General features: G+C 62.8%; 15 protein-coding genes, 3 pseudogenes and 1 other annotated feature. Of the genes and pseudogenes, 8 read left to right on the top strand and 10 right to left on the bottom strand.

Features of this window, described 5'->3' with window-relative positions; genetic code table 11:
- Positions 1–2: 2 nt before the first annotated feature.
- From mobF to A7Q26_RS03530, 3 genes are read right to left on the bottom strand one after another with little or no spacing between them, the layout of a single operon-like run.
- Positions 3–2969 carry a MobF family relaxase gene (gene mobF / locus A7Q26_RS03540; protein WP_066856603.1) on the bottom strand — a complete coding sequence of 989 codons (2967 nt, stop codon included), beginning with the start codon at positions 2967–2969 and terminating at the stop codon, positions 3–5.
- The gene (locus A7Q26_RS03535; RefSeq protein ID WP_066856600.1) at positions 2966–5065 is read right to left on the bottom strand and encodes a type IV secretion system DNA-binding domain-containing protein; all 2100 of its coding nucleotides are present in this window, start codon (positions 5063–5065) and stop codon (positions 2966–2968) included. Before A7Q26_RS03535 ends, mobF begins: the two co-directional genes overlap by 4 nt.
- Complete coding sequence (locus A7Q26_RS03530; RefSeq protein WP_066856597.1) at positions 5062–5361, bottom strand: CopG family transcriptional regulator; 300 nt, start codon at positions 5359–5361, stop codon at positions 5062–5064. The genes A7Q26_RS03535 and A7Q26_RS03530 overlap by 4 nt, the downstream gene beginning before the upstream one ends.
- A gap of 216 nt (positions 5362–5577) precedes the next feature.
- On the opposite strand from A7Q26_RS03530, the pseudogene A7Q26_RS24465 reads away from it, so the two are divergent.
- The 8 genes and pseudogenes from A7Q26_RS24465 (at position 5578) to A7Q26_RS03490 (ending at position 12227) form a co-directional block, all read left to right on the top strand.
- Positions 5578–6525 (top strand): annotated as a pseudogene (locus A7Q26_RS24465) (IS630 family transposase).
- A gap of 195 nt (positions 6526–6720) precedes the next feature.
- Positions 6721–7104, top strand: a complete 384-nt coding sequence (gene tnpA / locus A7Q26_RS03520) for an IS66-like element accessory protein TnpA (RefSeq protein WP_066856757.1) — start codon at positions 6721–6723, stop codon at positions 7102–7104.
- Positions 7101–7448 carry an IS66 family insertion sequence element accessory protein TnpB gene (gene tnpB, locus A7Q26_RS03515; RefSeq protein ID WP_066856594.1) on the top strand — a complete coding sequence of 116 codons (348 nt, stop codon included), beginning with the start codon at positions 7101–7103 and terminating at the stop codon, positions 7446–7448. Before tnpA ends, tnpB begins: the two co-directional genes overlap by 4 nt.
- 51 nt (positions 7449–7499) lie before the next feature.
- Positions 7500–9044, top strand: coding sequence for an IS66 family transposase (gene tnpC / locus A7Q26_RS03510; RefSeq protein ID WP_232313661.1), 1545 nt, complete (start codon positions 7500–7502; stop codon positions 9042–9044).
- A gap of 196 nt (positions 9045–9240) precedes the next feature.
- Positions 9241–10469, top strand: a protein-coding gene (locus A7Q26_RS03500; protein WP_157102439.1) for an IS3 family transposase whose coding sequence is annotated in 2 segments (ribosomal slippage) — positions 9241–9529 and positions 9529–10469 — 1230 coding nt in all. Because the reading frame shifts where the segments join, the coding sequence is not laid out codon by codon here.
- Positions 9522–9638: a sequence feature (AL1L pseudoknot), on the top strand. (Overlaps the previous gene by 117 nt.)
- Positions 10470–10510: 41 nt before the next feature.
- Entirely contained in the window at positions 10511–11320 is an 810-nt protein-coding gene (locus A7Q26_RS03495) for a hypothetical protein (protein WP_066856588.1), read from the top strand.
- 25 nt (positions 11321–11345) lie between these two features.
- Positions 11346–11576: pseudogene (locus A7Q26_RS25020) on the top strand (transposase domain-containing protein); the annotation flags it as partial.
- 158 nt (positions 11577–11734) lie between these two features.
- Positions 11735–12227, top strand: a pseudogene (locus A7Q26_RS03490) (plasmid pRiA4b ORF-3 family protein).
- A gap of 37 nt (positions 12228–12264) precedes the next feature.
- Here the strand turns inward: A7Q26_RS03490 and A7Q26_RS03485 are convergent.
- The 7 genes from A7Q26_RS03485 to A7Q26_RS03455 form a co-directional block, all read right to left on the bottom strand.
- Positions 12265–12639, bottom strand: coding sequence for a hypothetical protein (locus A7Q26_RS03485; RefSeq protein ID WP_066856582.1), 375 nt, complete (start codon positions 12637–12639; stop codon positions 12265–12267).
- A 68-nt stretch (positions 12640–12707) separates the two neighbouring features.
- Entirely contained in the window at positions 12708–13739 is a 1032-nt protein-coding gene (locus tag A7Q26_RS03480; RefSeq protein WP_235682062.1) for a L,D-transpeptidase, read from the bottom strand.
- Positions 13736–14860: an ABC transporter permease gene (locus A7Q26_RS03475; protein ID WP_010338730.1), complete on the bottom strand. Its 1125-nt coding sequence runs from the start codon at positions 14858–14860 to the stop codon at positions 13736–13738. Before A7Q26_RS03475 ends, A7Q26_RS03480 begins: the two co-directional genes overlap by 4 nt.
- A 3-nt stretch (positions 14861–14863) precedes the next feature.
- Positions 14864–17641 carry a ribosome-associated ATPase/putative transporter RbbA gene (gene rbbA / locus A7Q26_RS03470; protein WP_010338729.1) on the bottom strand — a complete coding sequence of 926 codons (2778 nt, stop codon included), beginning with the start codon at positions 17639–17641 and terminating at the stop codon, positions 14864–14866.
- Positions 17638–18711 (bottom strand): HlyD family secretion protein, encoded by a 1074-nt coding sequence (locus tag A7Q26_RS03465; RefSeq protein ID WP_010338728.1) that lies wholly within the window; start codon positions 18709–18711, stop codon positions 17638–17640. Before A7Q26_RS03465 ends, rbbA begins: the two co-directional genes overlap by 4 nt.
- Positions 18708–20132: an efflux transporter outer membrane subunit gene (locus A7Q26_RS03460; RefSeq protein ID WP_232313660.1), complete on the bottom strand. Its 1425-nt coding sequence runs from the start codon at positions 20130–20132 to the stop codon at positions 18708–18710. The genes A7Q26_RS03465 and A7Q26_RS03460 overlap by 4 nt, the downstream gene beginning before the upstream one ends.
- Before the next feature lie 134 nt (positions 20133–20266).
- Positions 20267–20719, bottom strand: coding sequence for a hypothetical protein (locus tag A7Q26_RS03455; RefSeq protein ID WP_010338725.1), 453 nt, complete (start codon positions 20717–20719; stop codon positions 20267–20269).
- Positions 20720–20747: the final 28 nt, after the last annotated feature.

The raw sequence follows: 20747 nt of genomic DNA, 5'->3' as shown, positions 1-20747 counted from the left end.
CCTTATCGTTCGGGCCCATGGCCAGGTTCGGAATGAGGCTGTGGTGATCGCGGCTGCTCTGCCACCGGGGGCGGCGCCTCGATGTGAGGGGCATCGCGCTGCGCGCGCGCATGATCGAGAATACCGCCCAGAAAGTGGTCGAGAACCTGCGCGATGCTTCGGGCGCCTTCGGCGAGATGTTCGGCTGCCCCTCGCGGCGGCGCATCACGGCGATTGAGGTAATGTTCAAGCGCACGATCGCGACGCTGCGTGCGCATCTGTTCCTGTTCGGCCTTGAGCGTTGCAAGGCGGTATTCGTGGCGCGTTCCGAAGGCAACGACCTGATTTTGCTTCATGCGCCCCAGCCCTTCGGCGGAAGAGGTCTTCTCCCCGGACTGGCGTTCCAGCTTGGCGATCAATTCCTTGACGTCATTGGTCCATAACCGCACGCCGTACATCGCGCGGGTAATGGCGGTGTAGAAATTCTGGGCGTTGACCAACGGCGACTCGACGGGTGCCAGAACGAAAACGCGCGGATAGGTCTTCGACTGAGAGGAATAGACGGTCTCGGCATAGCCATGATCCCAGGTTCGGTGTTCGGACAGGTTGATTTGCTGGACACGCCCGCCGCGATCCCAGCGGATTGTGGCCATGTCTCCGTCCAGCTTCTCCACCGTGCCGCGCTCGGCGTTGCGCAGATCGAGATCGCGATTGACGAGACGCCATTGGATGCGGTCGCCTTGTGCCAGTTCCCGTTCTTCGGGATTGAACACATTGATATGCCGCGCCTTGGTGGTCTGCGGATCCCATCTGATGGTGCGTCCCTGCTCATCGACAAGACGGACGACCTGGCGGCCATTACCGTCCCGCCCTAGTCCGACCACACGATAGTCCGCGCTGCGCGCTACACCCAGGCTGGCAATGTCGCGGTCGAACCGCACGACCTGCCCCGCTCCGTAGAAGCGGGCCATATGCTTCTCGATGTCGGTAAGGCCGGCAGGGGCGAGGATGGAGAGCCGGCTATCCTCGGCAGCGAGCGCGCTTTCATTTCTCAGCGCCTCGCGGATCCTGCTGTTGACGATCAGCCGCGTGGCGTTGTCGAGAACCAGGATGTTCGTTCCGGTCCGTGTTTCCGCCTTGAGGCGGACCCAGGCGTTAACGACCTGGGTGGCCATCTCCTCATTGTCGCGAGCCGTGCTGACGCTGTCGAGTTTGCCCAGGGCGGCTGCGAAATTGCCTGCGCGGGCCGCGGTCACGGCGGATTTGATGGTCCTGGTTTCCTGTCGCATCGCCTCCGTGAGTTCGACGGTCGGGAGACCGAGGCGACGCATCAGCCAGAAGGGTTTGCCCTGCTCGATGGCTCCGGTCTGCTTCTCGTCTCCCAGCAGCAACAGCCGCGCACCTGTCGACCTGCTAATCTCCAGCAGACGGCGGGCCTGACGGTTACCCAATTGGCCCGCCTCGTCGAGGACCAGCACATGACTGTCGGTGATCCCCTGCCCGCCACGGGCAACGAAACTCGCGACGGTATGGGAAGCGATGTTCGCCTTGGTCCCCAGTTCCGCCGCCGCTGAGGATGTGGGCGCGAGCGCGATCAGGGTCGTGCCGGGTTCGGCCGCCTCGCCGAGAATCTTCACCAGCGTCGATTTGCCGGAACCCGCGACGCCGTGGATACCAGTGATCCGGTCACGCGTCAGCGCCGTTTCGACAAGCGCGCGTTGCTGTTCCTGATTCAATATGGCGTCCTCGAGGGCACGCAGAACACGGTCGCTCGATGCGATGGGCCGGGCATCGCCAAGGCCAAGGGCGATATGCTGGGTCAGGGCCAGTTCAAGCCGCCAGGACTTGCGGCTGGTCCGCCCGCGCGTCAGGATCTTGTCGCCAGTTTGCTCGTGCGTCGGCAGCAGTTTGCGGATCGCTTCGTGGTTTTCGATCCGCGGCCGCACATCCTCCAGCCGAACCTCTCCGACATGGGCGGCAAGACCGGTGCGCAAGATATCGCCCAGGTTGTTGACCGCTTCGGTGGTTTCCAGTTGCCGCAGCCCGAAGAGCGCTGCGCGGGACGCTTCCCTGTCCGTGGGAGACAGGTGCTCTCCTTCGCGCTCCCTGCCGGCGGCAACGATCTTCTCCAGCACGTCGAGCAATGCGCCGGTACGCTGGTGCCACTGTGCGAAGAGTTCGTCATGACCGATCTTCACCTTGGCCTTGCGCGTCGCATAGAAGGAGGCGCGCTGCGCCTTCTGGCCGACCAGGCCATGCTCGCGTGCATGCTCCTCGATCTCCTCGGCGCGCTGTGAGAATTTTTCGATCAGGGATTGGGGAACGCCGCGTATCTCGAACAGGCCGGTGCGCGGATCAAAATCGATCTGGTGCCCCGCTTCGCGCAAGGCGAAGGCCAGCGCATTGCGGTAGATCTGTCCGGCAACGCGCTGCTCGCCATACATGACCCTGCTTTCCAGGCTCGCCATCGGATCGCCATCCTGGCGGTTGGTTATGTTGAGGACGACGACATGGGTGTGGAGATGCGGGTCGAGTTCGCGGCTGCCATGTTCGGTGAACCGGGCTACGAGGATGCGCCCGGTCGTTTCATGGACGATCTTGCCCTCCTCACGGCGGCGCAGTTGCGCCTGGCCCTCCAGATAGCCGATCGCTGCCGTCACCGCCTGTTCATGAGCTGCCAGCACACGCTCATCGCCGGCGACCAGTGCCATGATAGAAACGGACTTGGGCGCATTGACCGCGAAGTCCCAGCCTGGATGATGCTGGATTGTTCCGTCGGCGCGGTAACGGCCCAGTTGTTGGTCGCCGACGTTGCCGGCCAAGAGCTCGCGGAACATTTTGGGATCGACCGGCCCGGAGAGACCGAGATCGGCGGCGAGTTTTCCGCCCCATTCGGAAGGCTCATCGCCGCCCTTGGTGTAATAGTCCCCGACCGTATAGTAGCGGGCGATATTAGCAGGCTTGCCGTACAGACGCTGAGGCTGGATCATGCCGGCTTCGCGGGTTCACGTGGCCCATCATCGCGGCCATGCTGGACAAGATCGGAGCGAATACCCCCCTGTCTACCGGCGAGGATGGTCCAGGCCTCGCGTGGCGGGACGGGCAAGTCATCACCTTCCCTGGCGTGCAGGATGTCTTCCACGAGCTTCGGATCGACCTTCGCCTGCGGCGGATTGAACAGGTCGGGTTGCCGTGGTGGCGTTCGGGGAGCCTTCGACGACGGCGCCGACTTCTCCGGCACGTCTGCAGCCGCTTGCGGATGTGTCGGAGGTGGCGGATTCTGTGCACTTTCTCGCTCGATGGCTTCCCTCACCCGGGCTTCGGCATGGGCGATACGAACCAGGTCCCTGGCTTTGTCGACCAGCACCGGTGGATCGGTGCGTTCGAGAAAGGCCGGTCCGAGCGACGGAACAGCGTTGAAGGCGCTGTCGAAACGCACCACCGGAAGATTGCGGCCAAAGCGAAGGAAGCCGACAAGATTGGGAAGGTTGGTGACCTCGGTCGGCATGACCAGCGGCCGGGTCACCTGCATGCGTGACAGGTTGACGCCGTCCCGCATGTCGTTGACGCCATAGGACATGCCCTCGTTCGCCTCGACCTGTTCGACCTGGCCGAGATTTTCCGAGACATGTTTTGCCGTCGCTGTATCGTTGGCTCGCAGCGCGACCCAGGTCGAGCAATAGCCGGTGATGGCGGCGGCATCCTGGATGCCATAGGTCGCTTCGAGTTGCGGATAGGACTGGAAGCCCAATATGCCGCACCCGCCATATTTACGGGCACGGGCAAGGAAGTCCGAGAGCGATGGCAGCTTCTGCAGCGTCGGCAATTCATCGATCACGCAATAGAGGCGGCGGTCGCGATCGGGGGTCAGGCTCATGATCGCGCTGATCGCGATATCGAGCCAGACGGTGATGAGCGGGCGCAGCGAGGGAAGCTGGTCGGCTTTCACCGTAATGAAGAGCCAGCTTCCCTCCTCGCCCTTCTCGACCCAGTCGCGGATCGAGAAGCCGTCGTCAGTATCGTCAAGATAGCCGAAACTGCGCATCACCGAGGCGAGCTCGGCCTGGATGCCCGCGGATGTGCGCTCGCCCTCAGTGCTGATGAAGGCGGCGGCATCGGTACCGCTGACAAAGGCCGCAAGGTCCTTGAGCTTCGAGCGGAGCAGCCTGTCGAGCAGGACGGAGACATAGGTGTGTTTCTGGCGGGCGAGCTTGCGCATCACCGCTACCAGCGTGCCTCTAGCCGCCTTCGCCCAGAAGGGATCGCCATGCTTGTCAGGAATGGTGGATTCGGCGATCTGGTCGTAATGATAGTCGCGCGGCACATCGACCCAGGGCGACCAGCGCGCCGTACGCTGATCAAGCGGGTTGAGGAGCATATCGGTGCCCTGCCGGTAGAATTTCTCGACGAAGGTGCCGGCGGTGTCATAGACGATGGCGCGCCGGCCCGATTTGCGGATGCCCTCGAGCATGCCGACGATGAGGTTGGTCTTTCCCGTGCCCGGCGCGCCGCACAGGAGAATATGTTCGGGCTCATAGGCTTCCGGCACCGGCACTTTGCCGATCAGGAGCGGTCCTTTGGTCTGCCGCCAGAGTGCGCGCTTGACCTGCCGGATCGTGCCGAAGCGCGCCCCGCGCAGATATTCATTGGAGCCAAGCCCCCTTCCCGTTCGGGTGAAATAGAACCAGGCCCAGGCGAGCATGACGAGGCTGAACAGTCCCGAGATCAGCGCTCCGTGGAGCAGATAGACCTCGAACGCATGCAAGGTCTTTTTGGCCAGGTTGGAGGCGACGAGCCAGTCCGCCGAAGTCCAGTAGGACTGGCCTTCGGGCTTGCGGAACTGCACAAGATCGTTGGTACCGGCTGCCGCGTCGACCTTGATCATGGCCTCGGCGAGTTTGAGCAGGACGAAGCGTTCATACTCCGTCGATTTCTCGAAGGCGTACCAGAAGGTGCCGATGATCCAGATGATGAAGCCGGCCAACAGCGTCTGGTAGAAGACCTGCGTCGTCATTCGGACGTTATGGACGATCGCTTGTCCGCCGCGGGTCCATGAGCCCAGCGTATCGTTGCGGAAAATGCTCACCGGCCATCCTCCCCGCCCAGCAGCCCACGCTCGGCGAGAATGGCGCGCGCCTGCGCCATGCCCTGCTCAAGTGCTGCGGGAGATTGCTGACCGACGGATGTGGCGACGATCGAGAGGATCTGGATCGTGGTGGCGAGTATCTCGTCCTGAGAGGAAAAGACATAGCGCTTGCGCTCATCGACGGCCTGCTCGAGCACCTGGCGGATGAAGACCGACAAGGGCAGGTTCGCACCGCGCGCGCGGCGCATCAGAGCATGATGGAGCGCCTCATCGAGACGGAAATTGAGCTTGGGCAAACGAAGGGTCTCCCCGTGTGGAGACCTTCCCAACTGTCATAAAGCGCAGCTACATTACTGGAAGGGCGACTGCCGCGCAAGTAGTGTTCATACTTGCAATTTCAGGTCGCTCGATTCGATGATAAGCGGTCGATTCTTACAGCGTGATGCGTGAAAATTGAATCTGTCGATTCCCAAGGTGCGAGATTTATGATTCTCTCGGGCTGGAGGTGGCCGATGGGAAAATCGCATTCGATGGATCTTCGCAAGCGCGTGTATGGAGGCATCGAGACGGAAGGGTCGGCACGCGCTGCGGTGCGCCGTTTTGGCGTCAGCGCGAGCACGGGTGTGCGTCTGGCCCAACGCATGGCGAGGACAGGGTCGCTGGAGCCGGGTCGGCAAGGCCGTCCTGCGGGCGGGGGCAAGCTTGCGGCCTGGCGTGACCGGCTGAGTGGCTGGTCAAAGTGGAACCGGACATCACCATGCCTGAACTGGTTGCGAAACTGCAGGCGAACGGTGGCCCTGCAGTCCACCCCAGCACGCTGTCGCGTTTGCAGTGCGCGGCGGGCTATTCTTACAAAAAACGGCGCTGATAGCGACAGAGGCCACCCGCCAGGAGGTGGCTACGAAACGGCGGGACGGGCGTCAGCCGCGCTGCGCGAACAAGCGCACAAGCTGGTGTTTATCGACGAGACGGCAACCGCGACCAATATGACGCGACAACGTGGTCGCGCCCCGAAGGGGAAGAGGTTGCGCGCGCATGCCCCCTTTGGAAATCGCAACACCCGCACTTTCATCGCGGCTCTGCGGCACGATGGGTTGACTGCACCGTGGGTCATCAACGGCGCCGTGAACCGCGATCTGTTCGAAGCCTATGTCGAAACGCAGCTCGCCCCCACGCTGGAACCCGGTGACGTGGTGATCCTCGACAATCTCTCGAGCCACAAGAGTGAAAAGGCCAAGGCAATCGTCAAGGAGCGCGGCGCGTGGTTCGTCTTCTTGCCGCCCTACAGCCCTGACCTCAATCCAATCGAATTGGCGTTCTCAAAACTCAAGGCGCATCTGCGCCGGATCAAGGCCCGCACCATCGACGACCTCGTCCGCGCCGTGGGCGATATATGCTCCTTGTACACATCCGAGGAATGCATGAACTATTTCAAGCATGCCGGATATGCTTCAGATTAAATGCACGGTGCTGTAAAGCCCGCCCCGAGAGTTGTTGAGCAATACCTGCATGTTGTAATGTAAGCGAGGTCTGACGGCCGCCTTGCACGGCGCCCATTCGCGGGGATGATTGCCGCTCTTTGAGCGGGGTGGCCGGTGTCGGACGAGATTGAGGATTCAGCGAGCGGCGCAGCGACTGCTCATACGAGCGGTCGTATGAGTAGTCGGATAGAGATCGTTAGCCGTGTGTCAGGCCGGCGGCGGTGGACGGTAGAGCAGAAGCTGGCCGTGCTGCGGGATGCATTCGGGCCGGAGGGCTGCGTGCGCGCGGCCTGTGAACGCCATGATGTCGGCAGCGGCTCGATCTACACTTGGCGGCGCCAGGCGATGTCCGGTGAGCTTGCCGGGGTTCGCAAGTTGGCCGAGCCGGCATTTGCGGAGGTGCAGATCAGCGAGCAGCCAGCCTTGCCTGCCCCGACAGTTGCAGCGAGCAGCGGCGGCGTGATTAGCATCGAACTGCCGTCTGGTATCAGGGTGAGCGTGGATGCCACGGTCGATGCCAATGCCCTGTCACGGGTGATCGGTATCCTGACGCGATGATCCCGCTGCCGCCATCGACGCGGATCTTCCTGGCCTGCGGTGCGACCGACAGGCGTAAGGGTTTCGACGGCCTGGCGGTGATGACGCAGCAGGTTCTGGAGCAGAGCCCCCATTCCGGTGCGCTGTTCGCTTTCCGGGGCAAGCGCGGCGATCTGGTGAAGCTGCTTTGGTACGACGGCCAGGGCATGTGTCTGTTTTCCAAGCGGATGGACCGGGAGCGCTTCGTGTGGCCGTCGACCAAGACGGGGTCGGTGGTGATGACGGCGGCGCAGCTTTCGATGCTCTTGGAAGGCATCGACTGGCGGCGACCTGAACGCACTTTCACTCCTTCATTGGCGGGGTAAAACGCCCATTTTCTGGTGCTTTTATTAGCGTTTCGACCATCGATCTGCTATGTGACCGTGGTGTTGGACGCAGGCCTTTCCACCCCTGATAAAGACGCTCGGATCGCCGAGCTTGAAGCTGCATTGGCAGCTGCCCACGCCGATATTTCCGCCCGCGACATCCTGATCGATACGCTGCGCGTGCAGATTCCGCGCCTCAAGCGGATGCAGTTCGGCAAGTCGTCCGAGAAGCTCGATACCCAGATCGCTCAGCTTGAGCTGGCGCTCGAAGAACTCGAAGGCGAGGCCATCGTCGCTGCCGCGCGTCGAGCCGATCTGGCAGAGGCTGATCGGCCGTCGCCTGTTCGGGCGCTGCCCGCCCATCTGCCACGCGAAGAGCAGCGGATAGAACCCGAGCAGGGCACCTGCACCTGTTCCGAGTGCGGCGGTGCGCTGCGGCCGCTGGGGCAGGATAGCGACGAGATGCTCGATGCCGTGCCGGTGCAGTGGCGCGTCGTTCGGACCATCCGCCCCAAGTATAGCTGCCGCGCCTGCGAGAAGATCGTGCAGGCGCCCGCACCGGTAAAGGCGATAGCGCGCGGCAAGGCGACCTTCGGCACGCTGGCCCACGTCGTCGTCTCCAAGTTCGATCATCATCTGCCGCTTTACCGCCAGGCCGAGATCATGGCTGCGCAGGGGGTCGAGATCGACCGCTCGACGCTGGCAGGCTGGGTGGGACAGGCATCCGTGCTGCTCGACCCGATCGTCAGTCGCATTCGCGAGGTCGGCTTGACCGCCTCGAAGATCCATACCGACGATACGCCGGTTCCCATGCTTGATCCGGGACGCGGCAAGACGGCGACTGGCAGGCTCTGGGCTTACGCCGTCGATGATCGTGGCTCCGGTGCCACGACCCCGTCGCTGGTCTGGTATGAGTTCACCACCGACCGCACCGGCGCGCATCCTCAGCGGCAGCTGGCCAACTTCACCGGCTATCTCCAGGCCGACGGCTATGCCGGTTATGACAAGCTCTACGACACGAACCGCGTCACCGAGGTTGCTTGCTGGGCGCATTTCCGGCGAAAGATATTCGACATTCACGCCACCAAGCCGACGTCGCTCACCACTGATCTGCTGGAACGCATCGGCCAGATCTATGAGATCGAGGCAGAGGTTCGAGGCCAGCAACCCGATATCCGACGACGAAGCCGGCAGGACCGCACCCAGCCATTGATCGACGAGCTGCGCCAGGCACTCGACGATGCCCTGCGCCGTCTCTCGCCCAAGTCCGAGATGGCCAAGGCGATCGCCTATGGCCGCAAGCGCTGGGTCGCGCTGACGCGCTTCCTCGACGATGGGCGCCTGGAAATCGACAACAACATCGCGGAGCGCGCCATGCGGTGCGTGGCCATCTTGCAGACATTCTGCCCATGTCGGGCACGACGTTGTCGTGTGGTATCGGTGGCACCCCTATTTCGAGCGTACGGTCCGGTGCGAGTATACCGAGGAGCGGGCGAACGGCAGAGTCGCCCACATTGTGGTGAGCCCCGGCGAAGTCATCGTAGTTCCGGCATGGATGTTGGATCGCGAGGTGTGCGCTGCATTCAGCTTGGGTAGCCCTCAGGTTGCCGTTGATGCGTTGATCGATCTCCATAGCCTCTTGATCGACGCTGACCTTCGTAATGCCCTGCTGAGCGGTTTGAACGCTCAGGAGGTAGACGATGAAGACCTTGCCCCCACCAACGCGGCTGCCGGCGCTGTGAAGCACCCCGGCTTTTCAGGAGGCTCCAACTTGTGAGAAGGAGCATCCGTGATGAGCAAGACGACGAACAAATTTTCTCCTGAGGTCCGGGAGCGGGCGGTCCGTATGGTGGCGGAGCAGCGAGCTGAATATGGCTCGGAATGGGAAGTGATGAAGTCGATCGCGGCGAAGATCGGCTGCTCGCTGGAGACGCTGCGCCGCTGGTGCCGTGAGGAGGCGAGCCGACGAGCGGGGCCAGCGGCGCCTGCCGCCGATGACCGGGAACGGCTGAGGCTCCTTGAGCGCGAAGTGAAGGAACTGCTCCGAGCCAACGAGATTTTGCGCAAGGCATCAGCATATTTTGCGATGGCGGAGCTCGACCGCCCCGGCAGATGATGATGGCGTTTATCGACGCCCATCGCGAGGATTTGGGGATCGAGCCGATCTGCCGCGAGCTGGCAATGGCCCCTTCCTCTTACCGCGAACATGCCGCGCGCCGTGCCGATCCCGGGAGGCGTCCGGCATGTGCCCGGCGCGATGAGGAGATCAGGGAGCAGATCAAGCGGGTCCATGAGGCCAGCTTCGGCCTCTATGGCGCACGCAAGGTCTGGCACCAGATGCGGCGTGAAGGCATCATGGTGGCGAAATGTACGGTGGAACGGCTGATGCGCGCCATGGGGCTGGCGGGCGTCCGGCGTGGAAAGAAGACAATCACCACCATCAGCAACCCGAAGGCGCCGTGTCCGCTGGACAAGGTCAATCGGGAGTTTCGGGTCAGCCGGCCCAACGCTCTGTGGGTTGTCGATTTCACCTACGTGCATACCTGGGCGGGCTTCGTCTACGTCGCCTTCGTGATCGACGCTTTTGCTCGGCGGATTGTGGGGTGGAAGGTCAGCACATCAGCCACTGCAGGCTTCGTTCTGGATGCCCTGGAGCAGGCGATTCATGCCCGCAGGCCACGTCCCGATGACCGGCTGATCCATCATAGCGACAGGGGAGTCCAATACCTTGCCATGAACTACACTCAGCGCCTGGCTGAAGCTAAACTCGTTCCCTCGGTTGGGAGCGTCGGCGATTCCTATGACAACGCCTTGGCCGAGACGATCAACGGCCTTTACAAGGCCGAGGTCATCTGGCGGCAGCGGTCATGGCCAACTGCATCGGCGGTCGAAATGGCAACGCTGCGCTGGGTCGATTGGTATAACAATCACCGGCTATTCGGCCCTATCGGGCACATCCCGCCCGCTGAGGCCGAAGACAATTACTATGCAGCCCTCGAGAACCTCGATATGGCTGCATAGCCCAATGAAAACTGCCTCCTGAAAAGCCGGGGCGCTTCAATTTGCAGCAAGCCCGTTACGAGGCCTCGCTTGCCGAGCGACGCTATGCCGCCTGCGACCCCGATAACCGGTTGATCGCCGCTCAACTGAAGAAAAGCTGGGAAGCGACGCTGCGCCGTGTCGAGGCCTGCGAGGCGCGGCTCAACGAACGACAAGTGCGCGATGACGCCGCCATGCCTGATTTCGCCGGCCTGGCTCACGATCTCAAAGCTGCTTGGAATGCCCCAGACGTTGATATGCGGTTCCGGCAACGGCTGTTGCGAGCGCTGGTGAAGGATATCGTCGCCACCGTCGACAACGATGGGCAGGAAGTCGAGCTTACCATTCACTGGCAAGGCGGGCAGCATTCCCAGGTTCGCATCCGCAAGCCCAAGACCGGCGAACATACCAAGCGCACGCCCGAAGAAGCGATGGCGATCATCCGGTCGATGGCGGCGCGGTGGTCCGATGCCGATGTCGCCGCGACCCTTAACCGTATGGGCATGCGGACGGGTCAGGGCAAGACATGGACCGGGCATCGCGTCAGCTCGCTGCGCCGTGTCCATAAGATTGAAGGCTATCGTTCCGCCGGAACCACGGGTGGTGAATGGCTCACCATGTCGGAGGCGGCAGCCAAGTTCGGCGTCACAAACCACAAAATCCGCCGTGTCGTCGACGCTGGCTTACTCCCGACCGAGCAGGTTATGCCCGGTGCACCGCATCAAATCCGCGCCGCGGACCTGGCACAGCCCGAAATCCAAGCCGCGATCTCGCGAAAAGGCCCGTGTCGCACTCAAGACGAGAACCAAGAATCCCTGTTTTCCGCAATTTGAAGAGGAGCAGCACAATGAATCAGGCATCGCCCTGGGCCGCAAAAACTGGCTGTTTGCCGGGTCAAAGGCCGGCGGTGATCGCGCCGCTGCCGTCTATTCCGTCATCGAGAGCGCCAAACTCAATGGCCTCGAACCACAGGCATATATCGCCGACGTCATCGCCAAGATCGCGGACGAATGGCCTGCTGCCCGCTGGGATGAACTCATGCCGTGGAACTGGCGGCCCGATCAGCAACCGATCGCCGCAGCCGCCTGATCTGCGGTCTCCAGCCCACGCTTACGTTGTAATTCACGCCGTACTGCGAGAGATGGAGTGATGATGGCATGGACTGGTATTGCCCGACAGGAGCATAGCCGAAATGGATTGCGCTATTCCAGCGATATGACGAACCCGAGATCTGGCGCACCGTCGACATGCAGCTCACCGGCAGCCTCAGGATGCTGCACGATGTAATCCAGGCTGCGATGGGCTGGCAGGAATGTCACCTGTGGCAGTTCGAGGCCGGCGATCGGCTCTACGACGCTACCGATCCCCATTGGCTCGACTATGATCTCGCCGCCGTCCAGCGACGTCAGGTTTGGTGCACTGATCGAGCGCGGGATCCGCGACCTGACCTACACCTATGTAATGGGGGACGACCGGCGCCGCACCGTCACTGTCGAGAACGTCGGCCCAGGCAATCCCGACATCCATTACCCGCGTTTCGTGACGGGCGAACACCCCCGCCCGCCCGAAGATATTGACGGCTTCCCGGGCTTCGAGATGTTCCTCGACGCTATGGTGGACCCGTCGCACGAAGAGCATATGCCCTTCCGCTTGGCCTCGCCCATGCTTAGCGGAGCTTTTCCATGCCAGTTCGCGCCACGCGCAAAACACGCCCCGAGAAGACCGGGCGATGGTGCATGACCATTCCACACCTTGGCGTTGTGGAGGCGTCCAATAATCAGTCGATTAAAATCGTACGTCGTTTCTCTTCTTCCTTTGCACGATCGGATGCTGAACACGTGCCGGGCGAACGCTTCGAAGCCCCCATCAGTCCGGTGGTGTGTCGCGCGCAGACCGCCGCAATATCTGTGAGCCCAAAATGCGCGAGCGACCGCCTGCCGGCTCCGGGCAGCACGTGTTGGAATTGATGAAAATACTGGTCGAAATTGATCCCGCCCGACTGAATTTGCGCATAAACTAGCGAAACCACTGCGGCAGCAAGCAGGATGGGCGAGAGAATCCAGCCGAAGGCCAGCGAGACAAGCAAAAAGACGACGAGAAAGCTCCTGTCCTCATAAACATCCGTCCTACGTCCGTGGCGGGACAGGTTCATCGGACATGAGCGGGTTATCCGGCAGTCGCCCAGGCGGAAACGGATGGGCCGATGAGGGTGAGCGCCGATCACTGCCCTTCCTCACTGGAAATCACGGTCAACTGCTCGCCCGCGCTACCGCTTGCGAGGCTGTCGGGAGTTACGATTGCCACAGTACCAGGCGTCAGGATTGCGCGCATCTTCTGCTGGAAGGCTGCGGGCAACCTGAGGCGCGCCCGCTCCTCCTGGCTCACCGCGCTTTGCGCTCCGGCTGGCTGATTGGGCAGCGCCAGGCGGACCCAGCGAAACTGGTCGCCCTCAATGCCCGTGAGCGAATAAGCGGCGGGCTCGGTCACAGCCCCCTCTATCCGCACCCGCGCCGCGCCGATCCGCACGCCGTTGCGCAAGACAAGGATGCGCTGGTCTGCAGCACTGATGACGATCGAAAGAGGTCCGCTCGGCGCTGCCTGCGGAGTCCATATCTCGCCAGCGTCTTCCTCCCTGCCGGCGGCATCGCCGCGCAGAAAGTCCGGCGTTGGCGCCAGTCGCGGAACGGGCTGATCCTGGGCGATGAACACGGTCATGCCCAGCCGGCTCACGCCGAACAGAAGGCGCGCAAACGCCAGCGGGAGCCGGATGCAGCCATGCGAGGCGGGATAACCTGGGACATTGCCCGCATGGAGCGCCACTCCGTCCCAGGTAAGGCGCTGCATGAACGGCATGGGTGCGTCGTCGTAAAGATTGGACTTGTGATCGACATGCTTCTGCAGGATCGTAAAAATCCCTGTCGGCGTCTCGTAGCCTGCCTTTCCCGATGAAATGGTCGTCACCCCGATCGGCACGCCGTTGCGATAAACATATGCGCGCTGCGCCTTGAGGCTCACGACTAGAAGGACGGGCCCAGCGGGCGCGACCTCTGGGAACCAGAGATATTTCCCTGGCTTCAGTTCCTGGATCGCCTGCGCCATCGACGGTGCTTCGATGTCCTGTGCCAGAGCGCGCGCCGCTCCGAACAAAATCGGCGTTCCCAGCAAAAGGATCCTGCATAAGGTCGAGCGGCGGCTGACCAGCCGGGCTGCAAAATGGCGTGTTGGTCCTGCGGTGCGGTGGTTTGGTGTCATGCCATCGCCCCGATGGTCTTGCGGAACCGCGAGAGCGCAATGGCGAAGAAGGTCGCACCGATGGCGATGATCGCCAGGAACTGGGGCCAGACGACATCCAGGCCGGCGCCACGATACAGGATCGCCTGGGCCATCTTGACGAAGTGCGTCGTCGGTGCCGCCAGCATCAGCGTCTGGACGATCTCGGGCATACTCTCGCGGGGGGTCATGCCGCCCGACAGCAGTTGGAGCGGCAGCAGGACCAACATCAGCAGCAGACCAAATTGCGGCATCGAGCGCGCGATTGTTCCCATGAATATACCGATCGACGTCGTCGCGAACAGATGGAGGGCGGCCCCCAGCAAGAACAGCGAGACTGACCCTTCGATCGGCACTTTGAGGATGCCCTGGATCATTATGAGCAACGCGAAGGCACAAGAGGCCAGCACGACAAGGCCCATCGCCCAGACTTTGCTGGCCATGATCTCGAACGGGGTGACCGGCATCACCAGCAGATGCTCGATCGTGCCGTGCTCGCGCTCGCGGATCAGCGCTGCGCCGGTCAGCACGATCGAGAGCATCGTCACATTGTTGATGATCTCCATCACCGACCCGAACCAGCTTTGGGCGAGCGTCGGATTGAAACGCGCTCGCAGGGCCAGATCGACGGGCGCGGCGGCTGTCGCGCGGGTGCCCTTCATGAACTCGGATACCTCTCCCTGGACGATCTGCTGGATATAGCCGCCCCCGGTGAAGGCCTGGCTCATCCGCGTCGCGTCGATGTTGAGTTGCACCCCGGGCTTTCGTCCCGCCAGTACGTCGCGCTGGAAATCGGGCGGGATGTTGAGCGCGAAGGTATAGCGGCCAGCATCCATGCCCTTGTCGACCTCATCGAGCCCGACGATCGAGGGCTGGGAAAAATGGGGCGGGTAGAAGGCCCCGGTGATCCGGTTCGAGAGGGGTGACTGATCCTCGTCGATGATCGCGATCGGCGCCATGTGAAGCGATTCGGGCATTGCGCTCGCGGCGACATAGATGCCGAGCGAAAAGGCGTAGACGATCAGCACCAGCATCATCGGATCGCGCCACAGGCTGCGCAGTTCCTTGATGCCGAGGCGATAGATGTTGGCAGCGTGCTGCATGGCTCAGTTTTCCTGCTTCTTGAGCAACACGACGCACAGGCCCAGAATCACCGGGAAGGCCACGGCCAGCGCTAGCAGCGGTTGGGCAAGGTCGCCGAAGCCGAGGCCCTTCGAGAACACACCGCGACAGATCGTCACGAATTGGGTAGTCGGGAAGAGATTGCCGATGAAGGCTCCCGCTCCTTCGAGCGACGAAACCGGATTGATCAGACCGGAGAACTGCACCGCCGGCAGGATCGTGCCGATGGCGGTCGAGAACAAAGCTGCGATCTGGCTGCGCATGAAGATGGAGAAAAGTAAGCCGATCGCGGTGGCGGAGAGGGTGTAGAGGAAGGCGCCCAGCGTCATTGCCAGGATATTGCCGGTGATGGGCACCCGGAAGACCAGCCATGCCAGGAGCACCAGGAGCACATAGTTCGCCATAGCCAGGGCCACATAGGGTAGCTGTTTGCCCAGCAGAAACTCAAAGCGGCCGATCGGCGTCACATAGAAATTGATGATCGATCCCAACTCCTTCTCGCGCACGACGCTGAGCGCGGTCAGCATCGCGGGGAACAGCAGGAGAAGCACAGGGATGACGGCCGGCGCGATTGCGACAAGACTCTTGACGTCGGGATTGTAGCGATAGCGCATCTCGACATCGATCAGGCCGCTCGACGGCCGCGCGCCCAGTTCCTGCACGGCCATTTCGCTCAGCCACTGCGCGTGCATCGCCTGGATATAGCCCTGCACGGTCTCGGCCCGCTGCGGCATCGCGCCATCCATCCACACACCGATCTGAACGGGGGTGCCACGCCGGATATCGCGCGCGAAATTGGGCGGGATCTCGATGGCGAGACTGAGCTCTCCGGAGCGCATGCGCCGGTCGAGCTGGGCATAGTCGCTGATTTGCGGCCGCTCGATAAAATAACGGGAACCCGCAAGGTTGAGCGCGTAATTCTCGCTCGTTGTTGTCGCATCCCGGTCGAGCACCGCGAACGGCAAATTCTCGACATCCATGCTGATGCCATAGCCCATAATGAACATGAGCAGCACGCTCCCGAGCAGAGCCAGCGTTGCGCGGATCGGATCGCGGTTCAACTCCAGCGCCTCGCGGCGGGCATAGCTCATCACCCGGCGGCGACTGAAGACGCGCGAAGAGGAGCCGGGTGCGCGATCGTGAGTATCCGCCTGCGGTGCAGCGACGGCGCCAGTCGGTGCATCGCTCCCTGTCCCTGCGGCGTCCTCCAGATAAGCTATAAATGCGTCTTCGAGATTGGCGCTGCCGCGCTTTTCGATGATGGCTGTCGGTGTGTCGCTGATCAGCACCTTGCCCGCGTGCATCAGCGAGATGCGGTCGCAGCGCTCGGCCTCGTTCATGAAGTGGGTCGAGATGAAGATCGTTACCTTGTCGTTCCGCGACAGGTCGATCATCATCTGCCAGAACTGGTCGCGCGCGATCGGATCGACGCCCGAGGTCGGCTCGTCGAGGATCAGCATCTCAGGCTTGTGGATCATCGCAACGGCGAGGCTGAGCCGCTGCCGCTGCCCGAGCGGCAGCGCATCGGGCAGTGCCTCCATGATATCGCGTAGACCGAAGCGGTCGGCGATCTCTGTCACCCGCCCGGGAATCTCGGCCGATGGTACATGGAAAAGCTCGGCGTGGAGCACGAGATTCTGGCGGACGGAGAGTTCTGAATAAAGCGAGAAGGCCTGACTCATATAGCCGACCCTTTTGCGCGTCGCCATGTCGTCACTCTCGACCTCGCGGCCAAACAGCCAGGCCTGCCCTTCGGTCGCCTTGAGCAGGCCGGTCAGCATCTTCATCGTCGTCGACTTGCCGCAGCCGTTCGAGCCCAGGAAGCCGAATATCTCACCGCGCTCGATCCGAAAATCGACATGATCGACGGCGGTGAATTCGCCAAAGCGCATCGTCAGGCCCTTCGCCTCGATCGCGACGTCCTCGGCGCCGGTATCGCGCGGCGGGATCGTCACGGGCTTGTGGCCGCGCCGGCGCTCCTCGGGCAGCAGTGCGATGAACGCTTCCTCAAGGGCCTTCGTGCCGGTGCGCTCGTAGAATTCCTCCGCCGTACCGGTGGCGAGGACCTTTCCCGCGTCCATCGCGATCAGCCAGTCGAAGCGAGCGGCTTCCTCCATATAGGCGGTGGCGACCAGCACGCTCATCTGTGGCCGGTCGGCGCGGATACTATCGATCAGATCCCAGAATTGCGCGCGCGACAGCGGATCGACGCCCGTGGTCGGCTCATCGAGCAGCAGAAAATCGGGATCGTGGATGAGCGCGCAGCACAGGCCCAGCTTCTGCTTCATGCCGCCCGACAGCTTGCCTGCGGGACGCTTGCGAAATGGTTCAAGGCCGGTGCTTTGGGTCAGCTGTGCTATCCGCCGCTCCCGCTCCCGCGCGCCCTGACCGAACAGTCGCCCAAAAAATTCGAGATTCTCGTCGATCGAGAGCGTCGGGTAGAGATTCTTGCCCAGGCCCTGCGGCATATAGGCGATGCGCGGGCAGACGGCTTCGCGATGATGCCCGTCGGCCATGTTGCCGCCCAGCACCTCCACCAGACCGTCCTGAATCGCGCGGGCACCGGCGATCAGCGAGAACAGGCTGGATTTGCCGACGCCATCGGGACCGATGAGCGCAACCATCTTGCCGGGCGGAATCTCGATATCCACGCCATCGAGCGCCAATGTCTTGCCATAGCGCAGGCTGACACCGGCGAGACGTGCCGCTGGCCCGGCGTCCAGGCTCGGCTCGTTTGCGTTGCCCGTCACCGGATCGCTCAACGAACGGTCCGGATCGCGAGCTTCTCCGGCCACGCCACGCCTGGATCGATGCGCACATAAGCCATGCCCGGCAGCCCCGTCTTGACCTGGCTGATGTGTTTTTCGAGCAGCGCGGGATCAATCCGCGCCTTGACCCGGAACATCAGCTTCTGGCGCTCGCTCTCCGTCTCGACCGTCTTGGGCGTGAACTGCGCCACGTCGGCGACGAACGAGACCTTGGCCGGGATCACGAAGTCGGACGCGGCATCGAGCACGATGCGGACGTCGGTGCCAAGCGCGACCCGGCCTGCAACCGTTTCGGGCAGGAAGAAGGTCATGTAGACGTCGCCCAGATTGACGAGGTTGAGCACCCGCCCGCCGCCGGCGACGATCTCGCCCGGCTGGGCCACGCGATACTGAACGCGCCCGCCGGTGGGCGCGCGCAGGTCGCTGTCGCGGATATCGGCATCGATCCGCTCGATCGTCGCCTTCACCGCATCGACATTGGAGCGTGCGCCGATGACCTGACTGCGCGCCGTACCGATCGCGGCATCGACCGCGGCAAGCTGGGCCCTGGCCGCTTCGACCGCCGCAGCGGCGCCGTCTACCCGCGCCTGATCATCGTCGCGCTCCTGCACCGCGGTCGCGCCTTCGCGCGCCAGCGTCTCTGAACGCCCGAACCGCTTGCGCGCGGCATTGAGTTCAGCCTCACGCTGGCGGACGCTGGCAAGGGCTGCCGCGCGCTCACTCTGCCGCTGCGACACCTGGCTTTGTGCTGTCTGAATGGCGTTGAGCGCCTGGGCGAGTTGCGCCTGCGCTTCGGACCGCTGAGCGCTCAGGACATCGACGTCCATATGCGCAACCACTTGCCCCGCCTTCACGAAGTCGCCTTCATCGGCAACGATGTCGCGGATCCGGCCGGGCGACTTTGCCGCGACGTCGATCTCGATCGCCTCGATCCGGCCATTGCCGCTGACGATGCCTTCCGGCAACCCCGCGGGCTTGAGCATTTGCCAGAGCAACAGACCGGCGGCGACCACCGCCACGAGGATGCCGCCCCGGATAATCCATGTTTTTTTCGGGGTCGTCATCGTGCCAGGTTCCCGGTTTGAGGTGCGTTGATATCGAAGGCGGGGTTCGCGACGAACCCGCCGCCCAGTGCAGCGTAGAGGGCGATCGCGCTCGCAAGCTCGGCGCGACGCAGTTGTACCAGCGCCTGCTCGGTATCGAACAGGTCGCGCTGCGCATCGAGCACCTCGAGATAGGCCGATCGACCACTGTCGAAGCGCAATTGCGCCAGCCGGGCCCGCTCCCGCAGCGCGTCGAGCATCGTCCGCATGCTGTCGATCTGCAGCCCCAGCTGGCGACGGCGGACAAGCGCGTCGGAGACGTCACGGAACGCTGACTGGACAGTGCGCTCATAATCGGCGACCGCAATGTCTCGCCGCGCCCTGGCGACGTCGAGATTGCCCTTCAACTGACCGGCGTTGAAGATCGGCAGGCTGATCGTCGGGGTGAAGCTCCACGCGCGGCTGCCGTCCTTGAACAGGCCATCGAGTTCGCTGCTGGCCGTGCCGAATGCGCCCGTGAGGCTGATATTGGGCAGGAAGGCCGCCCGCGCCGCACCGATATTCGCGTTGGCGGCGCGCAGCGCATATTCGGCGGCGACGATATCGGGCCGGTTGACCAGCATATCGGAAGGCAGGCCGGCAGGCAGCACGACATCGGGCGCTGCCTGGATCAGGCCCAGGGGACCGGGCACAATCTCGACCGGATGCCCGACCAGCAGCGCCAGCGCGTTGCGGTTGATTTCGCGATCCTGATCGAGTGCCTGCAACGTCGTTCGTGCCTGGGCTAGCAATGTCTGCGCTTGCGTCATCTCGAGTTTGGAGCCCGAGCCGACCTCGTAGCGCCGCCGCATGATCCGCAGCGACTCTTCACGCGTCGTAATGGTGCGGGTCGCGATGGCGACGCGCTCTTCATATTCGCGCTCGAGCAGATAGCCGTTGGCGACCTGCGCGATGAGATCGGTCGCAACCGCGCGCCGCGCCTCCTCGGTCGCCAGATATTGCGCTCGCGCCGCCTCGCGCAGGTTGCGCAGGCGACCCCAGAAATCGATCTCCCAGCCCGCGCTCAACTGGGCGTAGATCTGATTGCCTGTGATCGGCCGCCCGATGAGGGACAGATCGGCCGGCGTCCGGCTCCGGGTTCCCGTCGCCACCGCGTCGAGCTGGGGATAGAGCGCCGATCCCTCAATTCGCCAAGCCGCCCGCGCCTCCGCGACACGCCCCGTCGCGATGCGGATGTCGCGATTATGAACCAGCGCCTCGCCGATCAACGCCTGAAGTTGCGGCTCCCTGAAAAAGTCGTGCCAGCCGATGCGCGCGATCACGGGGGCCTCGCTCTCCTGCGCGGCATAAGTGTCGGGCACAGGCAAGGCCGGGCGGACATGCTCTGGCGCGAACGAACAGCCGCTGACGAGGAGGAGAAGCGATGCCGAGAATATTGGCACGCATCTGGAGCAAAAATGATGCCCGCTTATGCCGGAATCTTCCATACGCCCCATATGCACCCTGCTGCTTTTCGAAAAGGTTGGGGTTCACCTTCACTCGCATGTGAAGGTGAACCTCGTTGTGCGTAAGGCTTTCAGGCTTGCGGCGGCGCTTTCTGGGCAGGCTTGGGCGGTGTCACGGGTGCCGGAGCCGGCGTCGCCGCGGAGAACAGGCCGGACCAGGACTGAAACAGGCTCTGGGGCTGAAACAGGCTCTGGAACTTATCGGTCAGTTCCTTCGGCGCCGAAGTGTCGGAGACGACATCCTTCCAGGTGGATTGCCACTCCTCGACCGCGCCCTTGACCTTGGAGAGCGTTTCCTCGCGGCTCTTCTCAAGATCCGACAGAATGGCGGTGCCTGCCTCGCTCTTGAACCCAGGGAACTGCCCGGGCTTGATATCCTGGATCTGGCCGGCAAAGCCGCTGGCCGCCTTGCCGCCGATCTGCAGATATTCCTCGCCGCTGGTTCGTGCGATTTCGGCGAGCTTGAATGCGAGCTGGCCATTGGCCTTTAGCAAATTGACGATCTGATCAACCGGATAGGTCATGAGAAGAAACTTTCTGACAAAGTGGGGG

Origin of the sequence: Sphingobium sp. TCM1 (assembly GCF_001650725.1) — a bacterium.
In the GTDB taxonomy this organism is placed as follows: domain Bacteria; phylum Pseudomonadota; class Alphaproteobacteria; order Sphingomonadales; family Sphingomonadaceae; genus Sphingobium.
The sequence above is the reverse complement of the archived record's forward strand: the minus strand, read 5'-3'. Positions and strand labels throughout refer to the sequence as shown.